Annotated in this window: 19 protein-coding genes and 1 tRNA gene; 9 read left to right on the top strand and 11 right to left on the bottom strand. The window is 64.0% G+C overall.

Translation table 11 applies throughout. The features are described from left to right. Positions 1-3: 3 nt before the first annotated feature. From ACZLZQ_RS05920 to ACZLZQ_RS05905, 4 genes are all read right to left on the bottom strand, one after another. Positions 4-273 (bottom strand): DUF6460 domain-containing protein, encoded by a 270-nt coding sequence (locus ACZLZQ_RS05920; protein WP_472933886.1) that lies wholly within the window; start codon positions 271-273, stop codon positions 4-6. Positions 274-348: 75 nt separating this feature from the next. Continuing rightward, positions 349-1,977 carry a cisplatin damage response ATP-dependent DNA ligase gene (locus tag ACZLZQ_RS05915; RefSeq protein ID WP_472933887.1) on the bottom strand — a complete coding sequence of 543 codons (1,629 nt, stop codon included), beginning with the start codon at positions 1,975-1,977 and terminating at the stop codon, positions 349-351. Positions 1,978-2,007: 30 nt separating this feature from the next. Beyond that, the gene (locus tag ACZLZQ_RS05910; RefSeq protein ID WP_472933888.1) at positions 2,008-2,814 is read right to left on the bottom strand and encodes an exonuclease domain-containing protein; all 807 of its coding nucleotides are present in this window, start codon (positions 2,812-2,814) and stop codon (positions 2,008-2,010) included. 70 nt (positions 2,815-2,884) lie between these two features. Continuing rightward, complete coding sequence (locus tag ACZLZQ_RS05905) at positions 2,885-4,339, bottom strand: hypothetical protein (RefSeq protein ID WP_472948581.1); 1,455 nt, start codon at positions 4,337-4,339, stop codon at positions 2,885-2,887. Between the two features lie 147 nt (positions 4,340-4,486). Between ACZLZQ_RS05905 and ACZLZQ_RS05900 the strand changes: the two genes are divergently transcribed. From ACZLZQ_RS05900 to ACZLZQ_RS05890, 3 genes are all read left to right on the top strand, one after another. Next, positions 4,487-5,446: an NAD(P)H-dependent flavin oxidoreductase gene (locus ACZLZQ_RS05900; RefSeq protein WP_472948580.1), complete on the top strand. Its 960-nt coding sequence runs from the start codon at positions 4,487-4,489 to the stop codon at positions 5,444-5,446. Between the two features lie 228 nt (positions 5,447-5,674). Further along, a tRNA-Thr gene (locus tag ACZLZQ_RS05895) sits at positions 5,675-5,750 on the top strand. A gap of 432 nt (positions 5,751-6,182) precedes the next feature. Beyond that, positions 6,183-7,235 carry a class I SAM-dependent methyltransferase gene (locus tag ACZLZQ_RS05890; RefSeq protein WP_472948579.1) on the top strand — a complete coding sequence of 351 codons (1,053 nt, stop codon included), beginning with the start codon at positions 6,183-6,185 and terminating at the stop codon, positions 7,233-7,235. Between the two features lie 154 nt (positions 7,236-7,389). On the opposite strand, the gene ACZLZQ_RS05885 is transcribed toward ACZLZQ_RS05890, so the two are convergent. Next, entirely contained in the window at positions 7,390-7,878 is a 489-nt protein-coding gene (locus tag ACZLZQ_RS05885; protein WP_472948578.1) for a MarR family winged helix-turn-helix transcriptional regulator, read from the bottom strand. A gap of 834 nt (positions 7,879-8,712) precedes the next feature. Between ACZLZQ_RS05885 and ACZLZQ_RS05880 the strand changes: the two genes are divergently transcribed. Then, positions 8,713-8,928: a hypothetical protein gene (locus ACZLZQ_RS05880; RefSeq protein ID WP_472948577.1), complete on the top strand. Its 216-nt coding sequence runs from the start codon at positions 8,713-8,715 to the stop codon at positions 8,926-8,928. Between the two features lie 202 nt (positions 8,929-9,130). Further along, positions 9,131-10,903 (top strand): right-handed parallel beta-helix repeat-containing protein, encoded by a 1,773-nt coding sequence (locus ACZLZQ_RS05875; protein ID WP_472948576.1) that lies wholly within the window; start codon positions 9,131-9,133, stop codon positions 10,901-10,903. 46 nt (positions 10,904-10,949) lie between these two features. On the opposite strand, the gene ACZLZQ_RS05870 is transcribed toward ACZLZQ_RS05875, so the two are convergent. The 4 genes from ACZLZQ_RS05870 to ACZLZQ_RS05855 form a co-directional block, all read right to left on the bottom strand. Beyond that, positions 10,950-12,407: a phosphomannomutase gene (locus tag ACZLZQ_RS05870; RefSeq protein ID WP_472948575.1), complete on the bottom strand. Its 1,458-nt coding sequence runs from the start codon at positions 12,405-12,407 to the stop codon at positions 10,950-10,952. 592 nt (positions 12,408-12,999) lie between these two features. After that, positions 13,000-14,007: a LuxR C-terminal-related transcriptional regulator gene (locus ACZLZQ_RS05865; protein ID WP_472948574.1), complete on the bottom strand. Its 1,008-nt coding sequence runs from the start codon at positions 14,005-14,007 to the stop codon at positions 13,000-13,002. A gap of 182 nt (positions 14,008-14,189) precedes the next feature. Continuing rightward, on the bottom strand, positions 14,190-14,981 hold the full coding sequence (locus ACZLZQ_RS05860; protein ID WP_472948573.1) for a WecB/TagA/CpsF family glycosyltransferase: 792 nt from the start codon (positions 14,979-14,981) through the stop codon (positions 14,190-14,192). Positions 14,982-15,033: 52 nt separating this feature from the next. Next, positions 15,034-16,035: a UDP-glucuronic acid decarboxylase family protein gene (locus tag ACZLZQ_RS05855; RefSeq protein ID WP_472948572.1), complete on the bottom strand. Its 1,002-nt coding sequence runs from the start codon at positions 16,033-16,035 to the stop codon at positions 15,034-15,036. A 337-nt stretch (positions 16,036-16,372) separates the two neighbouring features. Between ACZLZQ_RS05855 and ACZLZQ_RS05850 the strand changes: the two genes are divergently transcribed. The 3 genes from ACZLZQ_RS05850 to ACZLZQ_RS05840 all read left to right on the top strand — a co-directional run bounded on the left by ACZLZQ_RS05850 (position 16,373) and on the right by ACZLZQ_RS05840 (position 19,719). Continuing rightward, on the top strand, positions 16,373-17,389 hold the full coding sequence (locus ACZLZQ_RS05850) for an NAD-dependent epimerase/dehydratase family protein (RefSeq protein WP_472935369.1): 1,017 nt from the start codon (positions 16,373-16,375) through the stop codon (positions 17,387-17,389). Positions 17,390-17,512: 123 nt separating this feature from the next. Then, positions 17,513-18,280 (top strand): sugar transferase, encoded by a 768-nt coding sequence (locus tag ACZLZQ_RS05845; protein WP_472948571.1) that lies wholly within the window; start codon positions 17,513-17,515, stop codon positions 18,278-18,280. Between the two features lie 53 nt (positions 18,281-18,333). Next, the gene (locus ACZLZQ_RS05840) at positions 18,334-19,719 is read left to right on the top strand and encodes a UDP-glucose dehydrogenase family protein (protein ID WP_472948570.1); all 1,386 of its coding nucleotides are present in this window, start codon (positions 18,334-18,336) and stop codon (positions 19,717-19,719) included. Positions 19,720-19,823: 104 nt separating this feature from the next. Here ACZLZQ_RS05840 and ACZLZQ_RS05835 read toward each other — a convergent pair whose 3' ends face one another. Beyond that, a complete protein-coding gene (locus ACZLZQ_RS05835; RefSeq protein ID WP_472948569.1) occupies positions 19,824-21,107 on the bottom strand; it encodes a GNAT family N-acetyltransferase in 1,284 nt (427 codons plus the stop codon). Then, a complete protein-coding gene (locus ACZLZQ_RS05830) occupies positions 21,104-22,438 on the bottom strand; it encodes a GNAT family N-acetyltransferase (RefSeq protein WP_472948568.1) in 1,335 nt (444 codons plus the stop codon). Before ACZLZQ_RS05830 ends, ACZLZQ_RS05835 begins: the two co-directional genes overlap by 4 nt. A 337-nt stretch (positions 22,439-22,775) precedes the next feature. Between ACZLZQ_RS05830 and ACZLZQ_RS05825 the strand changes: the two genes are divergently transcribed. Beyond that, entirely contained in the window at positions 22,776-24,182 is a 1,407-nt protein-coding gene (locus ACZLZQ_RS05825; RefSeq protein ID WP_472948567.1) for a polysaccharide biosynthesis/export family protein, read from the top strand. Positions 24,183-24,188 lie beyond the last annotated feature (6 nt).

Here is a 24,188-nt window from a genome sequence, read left to right as displayed (position 1 = left end):
CGGTCAGCGCCGCCCGATCTTCAATAGCCTCGAGATGATGAACAGCGGGACCACGATCACGGCGCCAAGAATGAAATAGTCGACGGCACGGTCGAGCGAGCCGAACAGCGAGTACCAGATCCAGCGGAAGAAATCGGTAATCCAGTAGAGGATCTCGCGCGGGCTCCAGTCCAGCCAGGACAGGACGAGACCGACGGCGATCGACAGCAGCACGAGCTTGACGATCACCGAAAGCGGCGAGCCGCCGAGAAAACTGGATACGCGATCGGCCATGGCGGGTTCCTGAAGCTTCGTTGGCCATGAGGTAGTCGGACAAGCCGGCGAGGACAAGGCGGCCGCCGCAAGCCTTCAGTCGCCGAGCATCGCCTGCAGCGTCTCCAGACGGTCGGCCTCGAAGGCCGGCTTGTCCCAGCGCAGGCGTGAGATCCGGGGGAAGCGCATGGCGACGCCGGACTTGTGGCGGCTGGAGCGGGCAAGCCCTTCGAAGGCGACCTCCAGCACCAGGCCGTGATCGGGCTCGGCGCGCACAGAGCGGACGGGGCCGTAGCGCCCGATCGTGTTGTCGCGGATGTATTTGTCGAGCTGCTTCAGTTCCTCGTCGGTGAAGCCGAAATAGGCTTTCCCCACCGGCACGAGTTCGGGTTGGTCCTCGGGGCCCGCCCAGACGCCGAAGGTATAGTCGGAGTAGAAGCTCGAACGCTTGCCGTGACCGCGCTGGGCATACATCAGCACGGCATCGACGAGATGCGGGTCCTGCTTCCACTTGAACCAGGGGCCCTTCGGCCGGCCGGGCACATAGGCCGAATCCCAGCGCTTCAGCATCAGTCCCTCGATCACCGGGTGCGGCGGCGCGATGCGCTTTGCGGCAAGATCCTCCAGCGTCTCGAAGGGAACGAAGGGCGAAAGGTCGAAGCGGCTGGGATCGAGCGCCGGCAGAAAGCGCTCTAGCCGCCGCCGGCGCTCGGCAAAGGGTAGCGGTCGAAGGTTCTCCCCGCCGTCCTGCAGGAGGTCGTAGGCGCGCAGGAAGACCGGGTGCTGCTTCATGACGGCGGCGCCGACGCTCTTGCGGTTCAGCCGCTGCTGCAGGTCGGAGAAGGTGCCGACGACGATCTCGTCGCCATCCGTCGGGCGCGCCACCAGCAGCTCGCCGTCAAGCGCACCGTCGAATTCCATCCGCTCGATGAGGTCGGGGAACGAGCCGGAAATATCGTCGCCGGTGCGCGAATAGAGCCGGCAGACGCCGCCCTCGCGTGTCGCCTGGACCCGGATGCCGTCCCACTTCCATTCCGCCGCATAGTCTTCGGGCGTGATGCGGGCGTGGTCGCCGGCCTCCAGCGGCTGCGACAGCATCACCGGCCGGAACGGCGAGAGGGCCGCCGAGACCGGCTTCTCCGCAACGCCCTCGAGCCAGGCGAACAGCGAGAGATAGGGCGGCGCGAGCCCATGCCAGAGCTCTTCGATCTCGGCGATGTCCTTGTCCCCGAAATCGGCCAGCGCCTGCTTGGCAAGCCGCGAGGAGACGCCGATGCGCATCGAACCGGTGACGAGCTTCAGCAGCGCATAGCGGCCGGAAGAGTCGAGCCGGTCGAGCCAGTCCTCAATGAGTCTGGGCCCCTCGGCGCGCGAGGCGGCGTTGAGCGTCTCGATGATTTCGCTGAGCGTCGGCAGGTCGTTGCGCAGGATGGTCTCGGGCTCGCCGTCGTGCGGGCCCGGCCAGACGAGCGCGATGGTCTCCGCGAGATCGCCGACATAGTCGTAGGAATAGCCAAACAGCACCTCGTCCATGCGGCTGGTCGCGAGGACCCGAAGCATGGCCGGCTTGACCGCCGAAATGTCGAGCTCGCCGGTGATCGCGGCAAGGCCATAGCCGCGGTCGGTGTCCGGCACCTCGCGGAAAAAGTCGACCAGCAGCCGTAGCTTGCCGTTGCGCGACGGGGTGAGGACGAGGCGGTCGAGGAGTTCGGCGAAGCGTTTCATGCGGACCTGACGGAAGGACTTTCGGTGAAGCTAGTGCGCCAGCTCCGTCCGATCAGTCCGCACGCCGCGCATGACACGGTTTGCCAGCTGGTGTTTCGCCGAAAACACCGCATCGGCGTCCATACCGGGCTCGCGCACCAGCCATTCGAGGTAGTCGAGCGGCACCTCGCCGAAACGCACGCCCTTGTGCTTTCCGAAGCGCAGCTTCGACAGGAGCGCTGGCTGGTGCGAGACCCGCTCGGCCCTCTCCAGGAAATCGGCGACGTCGAGGCAGCGCGGCATCAGCGCTTCGGCGATCCGCCGCAGCAAGACCGCCGTGCAGAGCGCATCATAGAGCGCCCGGTGCGGGTGCAGCCCCTCCAGCTGCGGCCGGATCTCGCTGAGATCCAGTGCGAGATATTTCACCAGCGACTGCAGACCATGCGCCGGCAGGTCGGGAAACGCCCGCAGCGCCAGCTTGTGCGTGCACAGCCAGCGGCTGGTGATCTTCAGCCGCGGCCGGTCGAACTCCGCCCGCTGCGCCGCATAGGACGGCGCGCCTTGGAACGGCAGGATGGCCTCGGCGAAAGACGGTGCGCCCTCCAGCATTTCGTCGGAAATCTGATGCACGCGCCGCGCATGCGGGTTGATGACGATGCCCGCCGGATCGACCAGGCTCTGCAGCGGGTTGAAAATCTGCCCGGTGGCGAGGTCGAGATCCGCCGATCCGATCTCGATCACCGCGTCTTCCGGCAGGCTGTGACCGGCGGTCTCGGTATCGATGACACGCACAACGGTCTGAGCGGGTTCGGCAAACAGCGACGGTGTCGTCGGGGCGGCGGGGAAAAGGTTCAACATCACCCTGGAATGTCGTCGCTGGCGAAGAGATTCGCAAGCGTTCAGCGGGAGTTGCGTGGCTGAAACGGCATCACTCTTTCGGGTCGATCGCCAGCACCCAGAAAAAGTTGTCCTCGCCCTCGAAACGGCGAAGCTCGGAAGAGGTCAAGAGCAACCGTCCTTCGCTGGCGGTGGCGAGCCCGATGCTGTTGCCGAGATCCTTGTCGCTGTTGCTGACCGGCTTTGCCGGATCGTACCGGTTGTCGGCCTGTCCGGTCCGGTAGGTGCGCCCGACAAAAGCCGAAACGCCCGATGTCAGCGGCTTCAGTTCGGCGCGCAGGCGCTCGCCGCTGATCTTCTCGACCACGAGCCCACCGCCCTCGCCCGCCGAGACCGCGCACCGGTGCCGGCCGACGGAACGCGCCGCCTGGTTGGAATAGCCGAAATAATAGAGAACGCAGGAGCGCTCGCCTTCGAGCGCGGCCGTCGGTGCGGCGATCGCGGGGGACGGCCGCCCGGTGAGGTTAGCCGCGATCTCGCCGGCGGCGGCACGCGCGGCGCCGGGGCCGGCGGCGAGATCGGCCGAGGCGTTGCGGGCGATGGTCCGGTCGATCTCGAACGGCAGGTCCGTCAGCGATTTCTGGTCGGTGGCGGACAGGGCGGCGAGCGTTGCCGCGCAGTCCGTGGCGCAACCGGCGAACGCAGGCGATGCGGCTTGCCCTGCCGGCGGCGCCTCGGGCGTCGCGGCCGCGTCGACGGCTGCTGTGTCGGGCGCACCCGCCGCATCAGGCCCCGCGCCTTCGCCGGCGCCGGGAAGCTCCTCACGCGTCTCCCCCTCGGCCTCGGGCGCAGGCCCCGGCACGTTTGGCAGGATCGGCACCGGCGGCGTCACCACGCGCTGGTTCTGCGGCGAGGCCGCGGGGTCGGCGGCAGCACCCGGCGCCGCATCGGTCTCGTCGGGATCGCTGGGGAAGGAGGCGAAGCGTTCGGCGAGCGCGGCCTCGGCCTTGGCGTCCGGCGCTGGCGCCGGAACCGTGGCCGGTGCAGGCGCCGGGGGCGTCGCTTCCGGGGCGGGCGTCGGCGGGGCTTCCGGCGCGGAGATGGCAGGGGACGCAGCCTCACCCGCCGATGCCACCGGCTCCGGCGACGCGGTTCCGGCAACGGCCGGTGCATCGGACGCAGTCGGAGCGGCGGGCGTTGAGGCCTCACCTGCGCCGGCGGCAACCCGTTCGCCCGCCTTCTGCAAGGCCATGGCGCCGCCGATCTCACTCTGGTGCGTCGTCTTGTCGTAGACGCAGACGAGCGAACTTTGCAGGCCGTCGTCCAGCGCCTTGCCGCTGAGGACGGCGAGGCCGTAGCTGGCGGACCCGAAAGGGTCGACGGTGACGATGGGCGCCTCGATCAGCGCCGCCGCCGCCGCCCGGCAGGAGGCCTCGACATCCCGGCGGAAAGCCGCCCACGCATCGGGGCTGGCGGCCGACGCGACGATCGGCGAAAGAGACGCGACCAGCAGAGCGAGGGCAAGCGGGATTTTTTGGGACGGCATCGGCAACTCTTCTGCAGGAGAACGGGACCGTTCTCCCATCCTGCCGTTATCGCTGGAGAAATGGGAGTCATTGAGGCACGGTTTGCAGCATCGGATCGATCTGCTACTTCTCCGTTTACGTTAACGTCAAAGAATGGAGCCGCGCCGATGAGCCTTCCCGCGATTCTCAAAGGTCGGCTGCGGCTTCCGGTCATCGCCGCGCCGCTGTTCATCATCTCGCATCCCAAGCTCGTCATCGCCCAGTGCCAGGCCGGCATCGTCGGCTCGTTTCCCGCGCTCAACGCCCGCCCGGCCGCCCAACTCGACGAGTGGCTGGCGGAGATCACCGAGACGCTCAGCGCCTACGACGCCGCTCATCCAGATGCCCCCTCGGCACCCTTCGCGGTCAACCAGATCGTCCACCGCTCGAACGACCGCATCGAGGCGGACCTGGCGATGTGCGTGAAATACAAGGTGCCGATCGTCATCACCTCGCTCGGCGCAGTGCCCGAGGTAAACGCGGCGGTGCACGGCTATGGCGGCACCACCTTGCACGACGTCATCAACAACCGTTTTGCCCATAGCGCCATCCGCAAGGGGGCGGACGGCCTGGTCGCCGTGGCGAGCGGGGCCGGCGGCCATGCCGGCACGCTGTCACCCTTCGCGCTGATCCAGGAGATCCGCGAGTGGTTCGACGGGCCGCTGTTCCTGTCCGGCGCCATCGCCACCGGCGGCGCCGTGCTGGCGGCCGAAGCGATGGGCGCGGACGGCGGCTATATCGGCTCAGCCTTCATCGCCACGGAAGAAGCGCGTGCCAGCGACGCCTACAAGCAAGGCATCGTCGAGGGGAGCGCTGCCGACATCGTCTACTCCAACCTCTTCACCGGCATCCACGGCAACTACCTCAAGGCGTCGATCATCGCCGCCGGCCTCGACCCAAAGCGCCTTCCGGAAAGCGATCCCTCGCAAATGGATTTTGCGGCCGCCGTCGGCGGCGCCAAGGCGTGGAAAGACATCTGGGGCTCCGGCCAGGGCATCGGCGCGGTCAAGGACGTGGTGCCGACAGCTGCGCTCGTCGCCCGCCTCGCCGACGAATACCAAGCCGCCCGCGCCCGCCTCGCGCTGTAGGCCGAACCGACCGCCCACAAGGCAATACGCCGCTTGGTCGATTTTGCCGCTGATAACGCAACCCAGCGCGGCGCGCGCGAAATGCAAGCGGCGCTCGCATCGACAAAACTGGTCCGAAACTTTCTGCCGGACGCCCCTCCCCGGCCGATGTCGATTTGCGGCTTGAACTCGTCCCGATTTGTCGGTATCAGATCGCCGTCCGCGGGAAGCCATTTCCGGTCCGGGCATGCCGCTTTAGCTCAGTTGGTAGAGCACGTCATTCGTAATGACGGGGTCAGGTGTTCGAGTCACCTAAGCGGCACCATTTTCCTTCTGCTGGTTCACATTTTGCATTGGCCTCTTTTAAAGAGCCGCGCGGCGTTCCTTTCCGATGCTGATTTCCATGCGGTCGCGAGCATTGACCAAGAACGGTTAGCGAACCCTGACGCCGGTCGGGGTTGCGCCTCGCCTCAATGCCACAACTTCATCTGCCCCATTACTTGCTGGGTACGTGATCAGCATCCTGGCAGTGGAACATGTCCACGCCGAGCGATGGCTTCTGCCGCAGAGTAATCCTAGGGATTGGAGAACATCGCGGGAGCATCCGAGACAAAGGCTCCGGGTAAATTTCAGCGAAGTTGCAATTGCCATCACCGACATGAGTTGCCACCGCTTGGCTTCGGCCCTGGTCGAGACTTGACCGCACGGAGCAGTTAGAGCAGTGCTGTAACACTAAGTAACCTGGAGTTGCAGATTCATGGACCGCCGCGATGCTATGCTCGAGATGTTCGACGCGACTGGTTTCGGCTTGGAAATTGGCCCGAGTTACAACCCGCTTCTGCCAAAGGGTTCGGGATACAATGTCGAGGTCCTCGACCATGCGGAACAAGCGACGCTCTTTGCGAAGTACAAAGATGACAAGGCCGTCGACGCTTCGCGGATCGAGGTCGTCGATCATGTTTCAGATGGCCGATCCATGATCGAAGTCATTGGAGGTGAACAGAGATACGACTTCATCGTCGCCAGTCATGTGATCGAGCACACGCCCAACCCCCTCGGGTTCTTGAAAGAATGTGAGCAACTTCTGCGACCGGGCGGCGTAATCTTTTTGGCTGTCCCCGACAAGCGTTTCTGCTTCGATCATTTCCGTCCTGTCTCGACGACCGGGATGGTGCTGCAGGCACAGTGGGAGCGGCGAACCCGTCACGCCCGATCGGCGCTGTTCGATCAGAACGCCCACTATTGCGAAGTCGGCGGCCGGGCCGGCTGGTCCTCAACCGAGACGAGGCCGCCGATTCTCCGCTTCGGTTTGATCGAGGCGCTGACAGGCGCTCGGGAGCGGGAGGATGATCGGTACACTGACTGCCACGGATGGCAATTTACGCCATCGAGCTTTCGTCTTCTCGTGTCGGACTTGGTAGAGCTCGGCGAACTTCAGATGAAAGAACAGGCCTTCAAGGTGACGCCGGACTTCGAGTTCTTCGTCACGCTCTCGCGAGAAGGCGCCGGGCCCGGCATTTCGAGGCAGAAGTTACTGGAAGCCTCCTTGCTGGAGGGGGCGCCGACAGGGTCGGCGAATGTCCCGCAAGAGGTCTACGCCGCCCAGGTTGCCGCGCTGGCGTTGGCGACGAGCGAGCTTGAAGCCTTTGCGCGATTGCGTGACGCATACGCGGTGAAAACCGAGGAACTCCTGGCTTCCCGGAGCGAACTCGACGCCGCAAGGCGGGAAATCCTCGCTTTGCAGTCCTCGACTTCCTGGCAAATTACGGCGCCATTGCGCGCCATTAAGCGGCAAGCTCTCGGGCATTGAAGTAGATACAGACCTTCGAATTAACGGCGCGGCCCACTAAAAGTCGATCACGACCCGTAGCCGTCACTCCGGTCACAACCGAACCAATATGAGCGTTTTGTGGCAGCGTCGGTGACGAAGCCCTGAAGAACTGCCAGCACCGTGAGGGGCAACTCTATCGCAGCCTGGAAAGACGCTTCTTGAGCAATCCCTCCAGTCCCTGCAGGGTCGCGGCCAGATGATCCAGGTCGTTAAGGGACATCTTGTCGGTCAGCGCGGCCTCGAGTTCGTCGCGTAGCAAGACAAGCCGATCGCGCTCGGCCGCCCCACGCGGTGTGATCGTGACGAGGGTCATGCGGGTATCGACCTTGCTGGGCTCGCGGCGCGCCAGACCACGCTGCACGATGCGTTCCAACGTCTTCGACACAGTCGAGGGCCGCACCCCCAGCCGATCCGCCAGCGTAGTCACCTGTTGCGGCGTGTCCTCATCCAGCAGAAGCAGCAATTCATCCTGGCCATTGGCGAGGCCGATTTCACCGAGTTTTAGACCCATCAAAGCGCGAGTGGCCTTCGAGATGGAGATCAGAGACTGCAGGAGGAATGCCGGCGATGGGGATTGGCTCGGCCTTGCTTCACCGCGGTGGACTCCGCTTTCCGCGCTCACACCCTTCTCCAAGGGCTCAGGTCCTGCCGATCCCGTCTTCCTGACATCATGGAGACTCATCACTCCGTTAACCACCTGGTTCATCTCAATCCCATCACTTATGTAGTTCGCTATCTTCCTTACAGTACATTCGATACCTTTCACCCTATCGCCGAACCCGCTTCTGCTCCTTCCTTGCATACGCAGTGTTGTTTACAAATATTATCTTCTAGAGATTGTGTTTTCTTCTATTACAATCGTCGTTTGTACAAAATCATTATTTTCTTTTTCCAGTTCATACTTTGCACACTCTGAAGGCAATGTCTTCCGGCATCAGAGCGATCGAATCCTGATGCAAAGCCTCATGTTTATTTGAATCGCAACGGTGGGAAGAGAACTGCGGAGCCTCTTCTGCGCCGGGGGCGAGAGCTAGACGAACAGCCTTCGTCGAAGATGATGCGAAGACTTTGCATTGCAGTAGGAGTTGTACGGACCTGCTGCCACAGCAAAGAAGAGGGAGCCAGCCAGGTCTGCCGTTCCGCAACGGCCGCCGATTGCAACGCCCATCAAACGCTGAAGCGGACGAGCCTTGGCGTTCGCGGATGCGCGACGCCTTGCGCATTCGCCATCGCGGTGAAAGGCGGACTCTTTCGAGGATAGTGTATTAGCCAACTCTTTCATCCCCGACGACACCGCCCATCCCCTCCAATTCAATCCAAGGCGCCCCTATTCAAAAACAAATCAGAAATATTTCGAACCAACAACTTAATAATATTGAATGTTTTTTACTAAATTTAACGGTATAATAAGTATGATTTTCAGGCTCTCCGCCTGAATAGACTGGCTCGGAAACTGATGTCAGCCGATCGCTTTCGCCGAACGGATGCGGCAAACCTCAAAATTGGTCAAAACTCGTTAAGCACTTCATCTCTGCAACCGACGACTGAACCCGAACGCATGGGCGACGCGAAGTGGAAAGTGCGTTACAAGATGTCTACCTTGAATTCCAAGCCCCCTTCATACAACCTGGCCGCGATTATGGCGGGGAGACACATTCCTGACTATTTCTGAAATCACTTTGACCTGGTGTTCAACATTCAAAGTGATTTAAATGCCAGCAACCAATACAATTCGAAGCGGACCGACGTCTGTCGAAATTCCCAACGGCGCGATTCAAATTTCGGTTGGTGACAACTATCAAAGTATAGTTGGGAATGCGGCACCTAATGCGGTTTTCGTCTTCGAAGAAGGGGTCCACCGCCTCACGCAGCCATTGGATCCGAAGGATGGCCAGACGTTTATCGGCCAGCAAGGCGCCGTCCTTGATGGCGGAGCGGTCCTGACCAGCTTCACCCAGCAAGGCTCGCTCTATGTCGCGTCCGGCCAGACCCAGGAGGGCCTGCGCATTGCCACAAGCGAGGCTGTTGCCGAGCGCGGCGGCTTTCCCGAAACCGTCTTCGTCGACGGCCATCCCCTGAAACCCGTTTCCAGTCTGGACGCGGTTAAGCCCGGCAGCTTCTATTTCGACTACGCCGCGGACAAGATCTACCTTGCGGACAAACCGGCCGGACACACCGTCGAGGCCGGCATTGCGAGCGCTGCTTTCGAGTCTGATGCCAGCGGCGTGACGATCTCCAACCTCGTCATCCAGCACTTCAATGCACCGACCCAGCACGGCGCCATCCAGGGCGGCGAGAACTGGACCGTCGAGAACAACGAGGTGAAGCTGAACTACGGCGTCGGCATCACCGTTCAGGACGGCGGCAAGATCATCGGCAACAATGTACACGACAATGGCCAGATGGGGATCGGCGGCAACGGCGCCAACATCCTCGTCGAGGGCAACGACATCGGCGCGAATGGCGGCTGGTCCGGCATCGACCCGTTCTGGGAAGGCGGCGGCAGCAAGTTTGCGCAGACCACCAACCTTGTCGTCCGCGACAATTACAGCCACGACAATCACGGCTTCGGCCTGTGGACCGACGTCGACAACATCGACACGCTCTACGAGGGCAATCTGGTCGTCAACAATGACGGCGGCGGCATCAACCACGAAATCTCCTACGACGCGGTAATCCGCAACAACACCTTTGCCGGCAATGGCGAGGCGGCGCAGGGCGACTGGCTGTGGGGAGCGGCGATCCAGCTGCAGAACGCGCAGAATGTCGATGTCTACGGCAACAAGATCGACATGTCGGACGGGCTCAACGGCATCGGTCTGATCCAGCAGGATCGCGGCAGCGGCGCCTATGGCGCGTACACCACCACCGGCAACACCGTGCACGACAACGTGCTCGTCTCGACCGGCGGCGACGGCCGGTCCGGCGCCGTTGCCGACTTCAACGAAGCGGGCCTCCTCAACGGCGGCAATGTCTTCAGCGACAACCAGTACTTCATGGACGGCGGAAACCACTGGTGGTGGGGCGATCTGCCAAGCGGCGACACCTGGGCCGCCTATCAGTCCGATACCGATCAGGACAACGGCTCGACCCTCAGCTCGGCAACGCCCCCCGATACGTCGGCCTGGCTGACCGGGGACGGTTCGACAGCGACCGGTTCCGGTGCGGCGACGCCGGTTTCTGCGGCGCCGGCGGCTCCCGCAGCACAGGTTGTTGCAGAGGCACCGGCCGTTGACGCAGCGCCCCAGTCCGCCCCTAACGCCAGCACTGACGGGTCGGACATCGTCGGCAGCGCTTCAGCGGATGTTCTCACCGGCCAAGCCGGCGCTCTGGAAATTCATGCGATGGGCGGCAATGACACGATCCATGCCGGCACCGGCAACGAGCTGCTGTTCGGTGGCGCCGGGGCCGACATCTTCGTCTTCAATGATGACGGCAGCACCGACTCGATCGAGGACATGAGCCTTGGCGGCCAGCAGCATGACCAGATCGTCCTGCCGGCGGATTTCTTCGGATCGTTCGACGATGTGCTGGATGCCGCCAGCCCATCCGGCGATGACGTGATGATCGAGTTCGGCAGCAGCCATCTGCTGATCAACGAGGCAAGCATCGACGACCTGCACGCGAACGACTTCGCCTTCGCGTGAGACACGGCGGCCGGCCCATGGAAAAGCTGCGGGCCGGCCGCCCTCATCACGCTGTCTGTAGCCGCGACAGACCACTGATGTGATCCCGCGCCTGGGCAAGACTCCAGCGCAGCAACTGATCGGCGTCGGCCTGCGAGCCGGCCTCGACGTAGCACCGAAGCTCCGGCGCGTTGCCGGAAGGACGGAAGTGCACCGAGCAGCCGCTGGCGAAGGTGGCTTTGAAGCCATCGATCACGTTGATGCTGGCCAGCGTGCCGATCGGGGCGAAGAACTCGCCGAGAAAAAAGGCGTCGGTCGCGAGCTTCTGCATGAACATGAAGCTTTGACTCGCGTGAACGTTCTGCAGCCGGTGCGCCGCGGCGTATCCGGCGTGCAGCTGGGCAATCAACGCGCTCAGCGGCACTTCCAGCGCGCGCGCTTCGGCGAGGCTTGCCAGAATGGGCAGCAAGGCATCGCGTGTCGGCAGCGCCCTCAAGGTGCGGCCCTGCCAGTGAATGTCCTTCAGGTGCAGGAAGCCGCCATTCGCCTCGAAGCCGCCGATGCCGGCATCGCCGCGGGCGGCGGCTTCGACCATCCCCTGAATTACGAAGGGTGAGCCGACCTTGGTGCGGATCACCGACTGGCCGATGCCCGATGTCTCGACGGCGGTGCTCGAGGTGACGGGGGTGACGAGGGTGCGAAGGCCGAGATGCCGGGCGGTGATAAGGCCGAGCAAGTCGCCGCGGATCACCACCCCGCTTTCGTCGGCGACCAGCGGCCGATCGGCGTCGCCATCGGTTGAGACGATCGCATCATAGCGATTGCGACGCCCCCAGGCGACGAGCTGGGCAAGGTCCTCCGGCCGATGCGCTTCGGTATCGACGGGTATAAACATTTCGGAGCGGCCGAGCTCCTCCACGGCAGCGCCGAGAGCAACGAGCACGTCGAGGAGAATGTCACGGGCAACAGAGCTGTGGGTGAACACGCCCACCTGCAGGCCTGACAGGCAATTGCCAGGAAAGAAATCGAGGTAGCGCTTGCGGTATCGCGCGATGCACTCGGTGTTGCGCTCCAGCGGCCCGACGCTGCGCAGCAAGCGGATCGGCCCGCCGCCGCTGGTGATCGCTTCGAACTGGGCATGGATGCCCTCTTCGTCAGCCTTGGTGATCTCGCCATCCCGGCGATAGAACTTCAGGCCGTTTCGATCGTCGGGGATATGGCTTCCGGTGACCATCACCGCCGGACAGCCATTTTCGAGCGCCGCCAAAGCTAAAGCCGGTGTCGGGAGCGCGCCGCAGTCGATCGCCTCGTACCCGGCGTGCAGCGCCGACGCCAGGCAGTTGCCGACGATGTCCGGGCTGCTGGCCCGCAGGTCGCGACCGAACAGCACCACGCGTTTCGCGTCCGGCCTCTCGGTTCTGTCGAGATGCCGGAGAAAGGCCAGCACGTAGGCGTAGCTCGGCCATCCCGCCAAGTCGGACACGAGCCCGCGCAACCCACTGGTTCCGAATTTCAAACTGCTCATCGCGTTGGCCTCAGACGAAGTCATCGCGCAAGCTAGGTCTTTGAGGAGCCGGGCGCGATGGCGGACATTGTGCCCGGCCGCCAGCGCATGCTGGCCCGAACCAGCGCACGATCCAGTATTTCTAGTTCTGAGGTCAATGTAGAAACGGTCTTAACACCATCGTTCATCGCAATGTAACAAAGCGTTAATAAAGTTTGGACCGGCTATATTTAGAGCGGGCCTCGAAGATAACCGATCCGCAAGCAAGGGCACGCCCTCCCCCTGCCGGCGTGCCCGGCATGGATGCGACAGAAGTAACGGCGGAGTGGGCGAGCGCATCCTTCCGGGCGGCCTTGTCCTAAAGCGGGCCCTACCCTGAACGATGCCTAAGACGTCGACAGTGCATGGTCATCTCGCGTCCGCAACAGGCCGTGACTTTCGTCGCACGGAACAGGCGGTCTATATGGCGGGGCGGTGGAGACAGCGGCGAGCCCAGGCCATTCGCGCCCTGGGCTATTTTTACCGGTGGAACGAACACGCTTCCCTCAAAGGAAAACAGACCGATCGAAGGAGGAGAGCGTCCCGTTGTTATCCAGTCAGGCCGCGCGGACTCCTAGACGGTCCCCAACCGCACATCACCCCCGCGGCTATGAACCAGCGCCAAAGCGACAGGAGGATCGACAGCCTCTTCGGCCCCGCTATCGCCATCGTCAGCCTCGACGGTGGTGGTCGACGGCGGCACGGCCGCCAGATGGCCGCGATCGATATTCAAGGCGACCGGCGCATCGATCTGCGCCGACGAACGGTGCATCTTATTGATCGCCCAAACCGCGGCCTGGGTACGGTTGGCGACGCTGATCTTGCGCAAGATCGCCTTGAGATGCACCTTCACGGTCGCCTCGGTGATGTTGCAACGGCGGGCGATCAGCTTGTTGGAATGCCCGTTGACCAGACAATCGAGGATTTCGAGCTCGCGATCGGACAGTCCCTCTCGGCGCGAGGAGATCATGGTCGGTGCGGCGTGGACGGGGGCCGGCACAGGGCTTGCGGGCGCAAGCGTCCATCGGTCGGCATTCTTGTCTGCCGGCGTGCCATCCCCTTCCCCCGGCGCTACCGGGATCGCCGCCTCGATCTCAACGCGCCGCGGCGGCTCTTCGGCACCGGAATCGGCGTTGACGATGAAGACGCTCTGGCTCTTCAGCACAAGTTCCAGGCTGAGGCACAGCACCTCGGTCGAGATCGACTTCAGCAGCACGCCATCAATGCCGTAATGCGCCGCCTGCCAGCGCTGCTCCTCCGAACAGGAATTGATAAGCAGAACGACATGGCTGCCGGGATAGGTCTGCTTGAGGTTGGCGACCTCCAGCAGATCGAACTCGGCAGCAGAATTGGCGCCTAGCAGGAATGTCATCCCCTTCGCTGACCTCGTCTGAAGCTGCTGCACTTCCTCCAAATCCGTGCAGACAGACTGAATCTTGAACTGAGACTCTTTCAGGAGTGATACCAGCCCCTCTCGGAACAATCGGCTCTTGTCACAGATGATGATCCCTGCACGCCCACGCATTTCATACCCCCATTTAATTTCAGCGCTATTCTGTATACATGCACTGCCTATTTTCATTGGCGCTCTATTCGCCGATCATTTTGCCAATCCGAAGGTTGGGAAATTTTTATGCGGCTTGATCAGCCGGCACACTGCCAATCGAAGGATGACTTATGGTGCTCATTGAATGCTACTGCGCAGTCATCATCTATTTTGGTGGCAAACAAACAAGTCAAACATTTGTAGTTCTGACATTGTAATCAGCGCTTATCGAATAAAATCCTGAACATGAATGTCGGGATGATCACGAGGTATCGCCGATAGAGGCGCCTCGGTTCGCTGAGAAGACGGAACAGCCATTCCAGCCCCGATCTGCGCATCCATTGCGGTGCCTGACGCTTACGGCCGGACAGGAAATCGAAGGCCGCACCGACGCCGATCATGACCGGCACCTCAAGACGGCTGCGATGGCTGCTCATCCAGCGCTCCTGCTTCGGCGTGCTGAGGCCGACCCAGAGGATGTCCGGCCGCGCCTGGTTGATCCGCTCCACCGTCGCCGCGTCCTCCTCAGGGGTCATCGCCCGGAAAGGCGGCGTCAGCGTGCCCACCACCTGCAGGCCCGGAATCAGCGCCTGCAGCCGCTGCTTCAACTCGTCGGCAACCCCCTCGGCGCCGCCATAGTAGAAATGCCGATGACCGGTCGTGGCGGCACGCGCGCTGAGCTTCAGCATGAGTTCGGGTCCGTAGACCCGCTGCACGGCCGACAGGCCGCGTGAATGCGCGACCCAGACGAGCGGCATGCCGTCCGGCGTCACCATGCCCGCCTCCTCATGGATACGGCGCAACGCTTCGTCGCGTCCGCACTCGATGACGCCGTGCACGCCGGTGATGCAGACATAGGTTGGATCGCGCGCCTCGATCCAGGCCTCGATCGCCTCGATGGCCTTGCGCGGATCGATCGCGCTGATCGGCACGCCAAGCACCTTGAAACTCGGTGGTTTTGCCAAGAAGGCCATCGGGCGACCAGCGTGCACGCGTTCTTGAATGGTCATGACCTCTGAACCCCTCGCTGAGGAATTTCGCAAGACGCCTGCAGCGCTCCCATCACTCTGCCGCTTCGGCAACGGCGCCGCTGACGGCAAGGTCCGAGTGGAGCAGCTCGTCGAAGTACTGGACTGTTCGGCGCAGGCCTTCCGCCAGTGGCACCATCGGCTCCCAGTCGAGATGCTGACGGGCCAGCGAGATGTCGGGGCGGCGGTGCGTCGGATCATCCACCGGCAGCGGCCGGAAGGAGATGGTCGAGGCATGGCCGACGAGCGAACGGATCTCTTCTGCGACGTCGAGGACCCGGCTTTCGTGCTCGTTGCCGAGATTGACCGGCCCGGGCAAGCCCGGTCGGTTCATCAGGCGGTACAGCCCGAGCACGAGATCGACGACATAGCACAGCGACCGCGTCTGGCTGCCATCCCCGTAGACGGTCATCGGCTCGCCACTCAGCGCCTGGACGATGAGGTTCGACACCACCCGCCCGTCGGCCGGGGCCATGCGAGGGCCATAGGTGTTGAAGATCCGGGCCACGCGCACATCGACGCCGTACTGGTGACGGTAGTCGTAAAACAGGGCCTCGGCGCTGCGCTTGCCTTCGTCGTAGCAGGCGCGAGGGCCCCAGCAGTTGACGTTGCCGCGGTAGGTCTCGGGCTGCGGCGAAATCTCCGGCTCGCCATAAATCTCGCTGGTCGAGGCCATCAAGGCCCGCGCCCCGGTTCGCCGCGCCATTTCCAAGACGTTGATGGCACCCAGAACCGACGTTTCCATGGTGAAGACCGGGTCCGCCTGGTATTTGGGGGGCGAGGCCGGACAGGCCAGATGGTAGATTTGCGTTGCCTCGAGCCGAATGGCCGAGCGCACGTCGCCGACGATCACATGAAACCGCGGATGTGGCTCCAGATGCGCGATGTTCTCGCGGCTCGACGTCGAGAAATTGTCGAGGCAAATCACTTCGTGACCATATCTCAACAAGAACTCACAAAGGTTGGCGCCGACAAAGCCTGATCCGCCAGTAACAAGTATCCTGTTCATCGCGCGTTCCTCAGGGTGAATCTTCATCCGCTCCGGTGGTGAAAGACACGCTAGGCCAGTCCTGCGCCGGAGGGGACTGGCGTCAGATGATCATCAGGCCGGAAGCAGGGTCAATGCGAATGCTGCAGCGCAATGTGAGCAATCCGATTGGCTAGCGAATGTCATCATACGATGTCGGCAACTATCTGTTTCGAAACGAGCGCTTTTCCTTCGTCCTGCATCAAATAATCAGGACAGTCGCCCGACACTATCGCTCAGGTAAACGAACCTCTTCACCGGTAAAGAGAGCTATCACCTTTGGGGATCTTACATTCCGCCCGACGGAGACGCAGCGTTGGCGCATCGTCAACGAAGGGAAAGAACGATGCTGGAACGCAATCGAGAGAAGAAGATCCTGGTCACCGGAGCCGGTGGCTTCATCGCCCATCACCTGACCTCCCGGTTGAAGGAGATGGGACACTGGGTCCGCGCTGCCGACATCAAGATGCCGGAATACGGCGCCAGCCGCGCCGATGAATTCCTGAAAGTCGACCTGAGGGAACGCGACAACTGCGCGGCGGCCACGGCGGGAATGGACGAGGTCTACCATCTGGCGGCCGACATGGGCGGCATCGGCTACATCAGCCAGTCGCATGCCGAGATCACCCTCAACAACACCCGCATGGACATCGGCATGATCGAGGCGGCGCACAAGGCTGGGGTGAAGCGCTTCCTCTACTCTTCCTCGGCTTGCGTCTATCCTTCGCACCTGCAGCACAATCCCGACGTCGTGCCGCTGCGCGAGGAAGACGCTTTTCCGGCGGCGCCCGAGGAGGGCTACGGCCTGGAGAAGCTCTACACCGAGAAACTTTGCGAATACTACACGCAGGACTACGGTTTCGAGACCCGTGTCGTGCGCTTTCACAACGTCTACGGTCCGCTCGGCACTTATGACGGCGGCCGCGAGAAGGCACCGGCGGCGATCGCCCGCAAGGTGGCGAAGGCCCGCAACGGAGACGAGATCGAGATTTGGGGCGATGGCCAACAGACCCGCTCGTTCATGTACATCGACGATTGCGTCGAAGGCCTGGTGCGGCTCATGCGCTCCGACTATTCGCAACCGCTGAACCTCGGCACGGATGAGCTCGTCACCATCAACGATCTCGTCGACATCGTCTCCGCCGCGGCCGGCAAACAACTCGTCAAGCGCCACGAGCTGTCGAGGCCACAGGGCGTTCGCGGGCGCAACAGCGACAACACGCGGCTGCGCAACGTGCTGGGCTGGGAACCCACCATCGGCCTCCATGCCGGCATCGTCCCGACCTACCGCTGGATCGAGAAGCAGTTGCAGCACGCCGGGGGACACCACGCCCCGCTGTCGGCGGTCGCCGCCCCGCGCTGACCGCCCCGCCAGCGACGTCGCCGGGTTACCGCTCCGGCGACACGCCTGGTTTTCCCCCAGCCTTCTCGACCCCTTCCATGAAAACGTCGTGCCAGCCGGCACGACGCAAGGTGGAGTTACGTCATGTCGCTTGCCGATCCCGAAATCGACATCAGCGCCGAACGGCCCGGTCTCCGGCTGACGGTCCCACCGAACAGCATCGGCCTTGAACCGCCGGCCGCCACCATGGTGCTGGCCGAGGCGACGGGGGCAGCGCGGCGCGGCGTTCTCGCGCTTGGCCCGCTGGCGAAATCGGTGTTCGATTTCCTCGTCGCCGGCACGCTGCTTCTCGCCGCGCTGCCGTTCATCCTCGTCCTCGCCGCCGCGATCTGGAGCGTCGACCGCCATTCCCCCTTCTACGCCCAGACGCGCGTCGGACGGCACGGCATCCCCTTCCGGGTCTGGAAGCTGCGCAGCATGTTCATCGACGCCGACAGCCGTCTGGCGCGCCATCTCAATGAAAACCCCGCGGCCGCTGCCGAATGGCAGCGCTGCTTCAAACTGAAGGACGATCCGCGCATCCTGCCTTGGGTCGGACACTTCATCCGCCGCAGCAGCCTCGACGAACTGCCGCAGCTCTGGAACATCCTCTGCGGCGAAATGAGCCTGGTCGGCCCGCGCCCCTTCCCGTCCTATCATCTCGACAGTTTCAGCGCAGAATTCCGCCAGCTGCGCTGCAGCGTGCTGCCGGGCCTCACCGGGCTTTGGCAGATCCAGTCCCGCAGCGATGGCGACCTCTCCGACCAGGAGAGCTGGGACAAGACCTACATTCGCGACCGCTGCCTGAGCCTCGATCTCGTCATCCTGCTGCGCACCTTGCCTGCGGTGCTTTCCGCCCGCGGTGCACGCTGACGCGGCGACGACGGTGAGCGATCTCGCCAACCGTTTCTTCCTCCGGAGGCCATATGCTGAAAATTTGCGTTATCGGAACGGGCTATGTCGGCCTCGTGACCGGAGCTTGCCTCGCCGAACTCGGGCACAGCGTGCTGTGCGTCGATACCAATGCTCAGAAAATTGCGCGGCTCCAAGCGGGCGACATCCCGATCTACGAGCCCGGGCTCGACCAGCTCGTCGCCCGCAACATGGCCGAGGGACGGCTGAGCTTCAGTGTCGACTTCGCCGAGGCAATGGCCAGCGAGACGCTGGCGCTGTTCTTTGCCATCGGCACCCCGACCGCCGCCGGTGGGCCGAATGCCGAGATCGGCCCACTGGTTGCCGCCGTCCAGAACGCCGCGCGCTGCCGGGCGGAGAGCGGTGCGGACGGCTTCGTCGCGATGGTGATCAAGTCGACCGTGCCGGTCGGCACCTGCGCCAGCCTCGACGCCCTGGTTGCCGCCCACTTGCCACGTGAGCGCTTTGCGATCGTGTCCAATCCGGAGTTCCTGCGCGAAGGCTGCGCCATGATGGATTTCCTGGTGCCGGACAGGATCGTCATCGGCTCGGGCTCACAGGAGGGGCTGGCACTGATGCGCCGGGTCTACGCGCCCCTAACCTTGCGCGGCCACCGCCTGCTGGCGTTCGATGCGATCGAAACGTCGGAGATGATCAAGTATGCGTCGAACATCTTTCTCGCCACGAAGATCGGCCTCATCAACGAGTTCGCGCTGCTGTGCGAGAAGGTCGGTGCCGACGTGGAGGATCTCGCCATCGGCGTCGGGCTCGACAAGCGGATCGGTGCCGCAGGCCTCAAGGCCGGGCCGGGCTTCGGCGGATCGTGCTTCCCCAAGGATCTGCGCGCGCTGGTGCGCACGGCGAGCGACGCCGGCAATGCCATGCCGATCGCCGAGGCGGTGATCCTCTCGAACGAGCGGCAGAAACTGGCCATGGTCAACCGCATCATCGATCGGCTGGACGGCGATGTCCGCCATCTGCGGATCGCGGTGCTCGGTCTCAGCTTCAAGGCCGGCACGGACGACGTGCGCGAGGCGCCGGCGATCACGGTGATCGACGGCCTGATCGACGCCGGCGCCGAGGTCGTCGCCCACGATCCCGCGGCGATGGCCAATTTCGCCCACCTGCTGCCCGATGTCGACATGGCCGGCACGGCCGAAGAGGCGCTGCTCGACGCCGACGCCGTCGTGCTCCTCACCGAATGGGCCGACTACGCGCAGCTGCCATGGGCAGAACTACGCCAGACGATGGCACGGCCCCTCGTCATCGACTTGCGCAACCATCTCGACGGCGCGTTGCTGAGAGCGCTGGGCTACGAGTATCTCGGCCTCGGCCGCACACCGCTTCCGCCCGAGACCACGCTGGCCGACAGCCTGCAGCAGCCGATCGCCGCTGAATAGCCAAGCCAAAGGGCATCCGTCCCACCTCATCCGGCGCGACCGCGAGGCCCGCCGGATGCGGTGCGATTCGCGGCGGTCGCGCCATCGTCTCCGCTGCCGCCCCCTCACCCTTTCGGCTTCTCCTTCCCCGACACCAGTCGATGACGGGCCGCTTGGAAGGCATGCCGCGCCAAGTCCTTGGCGCGGCGAAGGAAGCGCTCACGGGCGGCAAGGCACCACACCACCACCGCCGAGTGCCGACGGGTGCCAATCAGGATATCGACGAGCTCGTGCCGCTCGGACCAGCGCTCGGCCTGAAAACCCGTATCGCGGTGGTTACAGGAATCGGTGCGCTCGACGCCGGGGTCGCGCAAAAGCTCCAGCGTCAGGTCTTCGAGCAACTGGATCCCCGGGGAGTAACGCCGATAGCTCTCGTCGAAGGCAATCCGCCAGGTGAAGGCTTCCCGTCCGGCGCAGAGCAGGACACTCATCACCACCGGCCTGCCGTCGACCCGCAACGCGTGGATCTTCACCCCATCGCGCAGGGCAAGACCCTGGATCATTTTTCGAACCGTCGCGGCCGTTTCGGCATTCGACGCCAGCGCGCTGCCGCGCGAGCCTTTCCAGCCGGAAGCCTCGATCACCAGAAACTCTTCCAGCTGCCGCTCGATCTCAGCGACGCTGACGCCCGCCACGAATTCGAGGTGGCCCATCTCCCCGAGCTTTCGCCGCTGACGGGCGAGGTTCTTGATATGAGCCCGCGACCCGGTCTTGGCCCAGAACCCCTCTGGATCGGCCTTAGGTAAAAGATGCGCCCGCTGCCGCTTTTCAACGATGGCCAAGCTCATCTTGTGCCGCTCGAGCGCCGCGGTGAGCGCGGGGACCAGCCCAGCGCTGAAATCGCCGATCTCGGCAAAGCCTGGAAGCGCCGGGTTGTCGCGCAGTTCGGCAAGCAGCAGTGAGAACACCGGCTCGGCGAACGCCGCGTCGACGACCGGCGTCCCGAGATAGGCCACCGACGTCGTCGGGCTGACGAAGCCCCGGAACGGCGAGGTCAGCCGGCTGGCGCGCAACGCCCCGAGCCAGGCGCCGACCAGGAAGGGCTCGGGCTCCGACGCCGTCGCGGCATGCCATACGAGGAGCACGCGCAAGGACAGCGACGAGGCGGCCTCGACGCCCAGCGCCACGGCCGGGTCCATGAAGACGTTGGCGACAGCGGCGCGCCGGCAGAGGCACTGCCATTCGCCGGCATGAGCCGCAAACTGCGTGGCATCGACGACCGATACCGAGAGCGCCTGGCCCTCGACGGTCGTAGCCGTGGTCGCACGAAGGTCCAAGGCATGCGCCGCGGCTCGCGGATCGACCGAAATGCCGCCCATCCGGTCGCCTTGCCAATGGCCGACACTCATCGGACCTGACCGCCTTCGCCACCGCGAGCGACGCTCGGCTTGCCGCCGCCGCGCCAATCTCGCAACTTCTGGCGGGCCGCCTCCAGACCCCGCCGCCACGGCGGACGGGCGCGCCAGGCGGCCATCGTCGACCTCGCCCGGTGCTTTGCCTGAAAGGCTAGATACGAGCTGGAGCCCAGAAGACAGAAGCCCGCGGAAACCCCGGTGCGGACGTCGAGAACGGCGTCGGCCACATCCAGCCGCCCGCTCCAGAACTCCGCCATGTAGCCATCGTCCCGGTGATTGCAGGAATCGGCAGACTGGATGCGGATGTCGTCATTGAGAAGTGCCGTCACCTCCTCAAGCAGCAGGAGGCCGGGGCCGCAGGTCTTGAACGCCTCGTCATAGGCCGTTTTCCAGGTGAAGGCGGTCTGGCCGGAGGTCAGCGTCACCTGCATGGCGACCGGCCGCCCGGCACTGCGGAGCACGGCGATGTCGGCAAGGCCTCGGGCGGACAGTGCGGTCAGCGCGTCCCGAAAGAATCCGCTGAGGGCGCGATGCCGAAGGATCGCCCGCCCGCGTCTGCCGCCCTGCCCTTTCCAGCCGGAAGCCTCGAGCGCCAGGAACTCCTCGAGCACCGCCCCGAAAGCCACAGGGTGCACCGCGTGCGTACAGCAAACCTCGCCTTGTTCCGCCAGCCGCCGGCGTTTCTGCCGCAGCGCCTTGCTGCGGCTGCGCGACAGAGGCGCCTGCCGTGCCCGCGCATCGAGCCGGGGACGCCGGCGGGAATCGATCACGAGCACGCGGATCCGCCTTGACCGAAACACCTGCCGCATCACCTCGCCAAGCGGGCCGGACAGATGCAGCGCATGGATCTGCAGCAGTTTCGGCAGCTGCGGCGCATCGGCGATGGCGGCGATCAGCCGATCGACGACGGCCAGCGAACGGACGTCATCGACCACCGGCGTTCCCAGCGCGGCATGACCGTGGACCGGCGTCTTCAGGACGGTGATCGGAAGCAGCGGCGACGCGCGGCAGGAGGTGAAGGCCCAGGCCCCCAGCAACCGCATTGGCGAGGGACCGGAGGGGGCCGCCCAGGCCAGAAGCACATAGACCGGGTCTCGCTGCCAGCCGGCCGCGGCGGCGACCAGCGCCGGCTCCATGAAAGCATTGGCGGCCAGCGCCCGGCCGGCAAGGTCGCGGAATTGCGCTTCCACGGCGAGGAACCGTTCAGGCGTCGCCACCTCGACGGTGATCGCACGCCCGGCTATGTCCGCAGCGGCGACCACGGACCGGCCGCCGCAGAAAGCCCGCGCCAATTCGATAAGGTTCTTGCTGGGCTCGGCAGACATCGTTCGGCACCCTGTTGCTCGCGGCAACTCTAAAGTGCGACGGCGCCGAAGAGACGGGGCGATCGGGAGTAACCCTCTTCCCGCCTCGTCTCCAAGCAAGCTGGGCGGCAATTTTCGCCATCTTGGCAGCAAAACATCATTCGTTCCGCGGAAAGGTTTCGACGGCAGGAGGAAGTAATCCTTGCGGAGGGCGTCTGTAGCCACAATCGTTTCCCTTCCTTCTTGGGAAACTGCTTACGCTCGGCACTGATCAATCAACCGATCAGTCAGATGCGGGGCGCAGATGGACAAGCCGATACTCGAGAGGTGGCTGAGGCGTGGTCGTGGTGGATGGCGGGTGCCAGGTCTTTGGCTGCTGTCCACCGCCATGGTGCTCGGGCCCATCCACGGCCATGCCGCACAGGCGGCGGGTGAGCAGGCCAGTGCGCAAGCGGCCACCGTTCAAGCCGGCAAGGCGCAACCTGCGGAAGCCGAGCCATACCTGCTGGCGCCCGGCGACCGGGTCTCGATCACCGTCTTCGACCAGACCGAGATCTCCGGCACTTACCTCGTCGAGCCGATGGGCACGATCACCTTACCGCTGGTCGGACCGATCGACGTCACCCAGTTCACGCCGGAAGGTTTGCAGGCCGATCTCGTCCAGCGCTTCGGCAGCGGCTATCTGCAAAATCCGGTGATCAGCGTCCGCCTTACGGAACTGCGGCCGCTGACCATCGTCGGCAGCGTGCGGGCACCGGGCCGTTACGCCTATATCGACGGCATGACGATCGAGACGGCGCTGGCGCTGGCCGGCGGCATGGCGCGTCTGACCAACGAAACGGTCGCCCAGCGCTCGGATTTCCTCCAGACCGACGAGCGTCTAAAGAGCCTCAAGCTCGCCTATCTCGGACAGCTCGCCCGCAAGGCGCGTCTCGACGCCCAGCTCGGCGGTTCGGCGACGATCGAGGCGCCCGATGTCGGCATTGCCGATACCGACATGATGCGGCGGCTGATCGAGGGCGAGCGGGAAATCCTCGCCTTCCAGTCGACCTCGCAGAACCGTCAGCTCGGCCTGCTGCAGCAGCAAAGCCGGCAGGTTGAAGGCGACGTCGCCGCCTTCCAGGAACAGAGCGCGCTGCAGCAGGAGCAGATCGACTACCTCGACGACCAGATTAAGGATTTCAAAGGCCTTCTGGTCAACGGGCTGACCAAGAAGTCCTCGGTCATCGACCTCCAGCGCGAGAAGTCGAAGAGCCGCTCGGACCTGTCGCGGATCATGAGCGACCTCGCGCGCTCGAAGTCCTCGCTGGCGGAAATCAACCTCAAGCTCGCGGAACTCGACACCTCCTATCGCAGCCGGCTGATGACCGACCTTCAGGAAACCAAGCTGAAGCTGGCGGAGGCGGAAGGCGGGCTTCCCCTTGTCACCGAGGCGCGGCAGATCAAGCTCGACCAGATGCCGTTCGACGCGCAATCGGCTTCGGGTGCGCTGACCTTGCGGATTTCCCGCTACCGCCAAGGGCGCATGGACGTCTTCGATGCGACGATGACGACGGCGCTCTGGCCTGGCGACATCCTGCAGGCGGGATCGGGAAGCGCCAGCACTGGCGGCATCGGCGCGCCGGCCACCGTTGGCCTCGGTTCGCTGCAGCTCGCGCCGCCGCAAGATCCCGCATCCGGCGATGCTTCGTCGTTCATCCCCGCGACCCCGAATGATGACGCCGTCCCCGACACGCAGCGGCACGAGCGCATCAGCCGGAAATAGTCCCGC

Source organism: Mesocryomonas lacus, from assembly GCF_055730105.2.
This window is presented reverse-complemented; position numbering and strand designations above follow the sequence as displayed.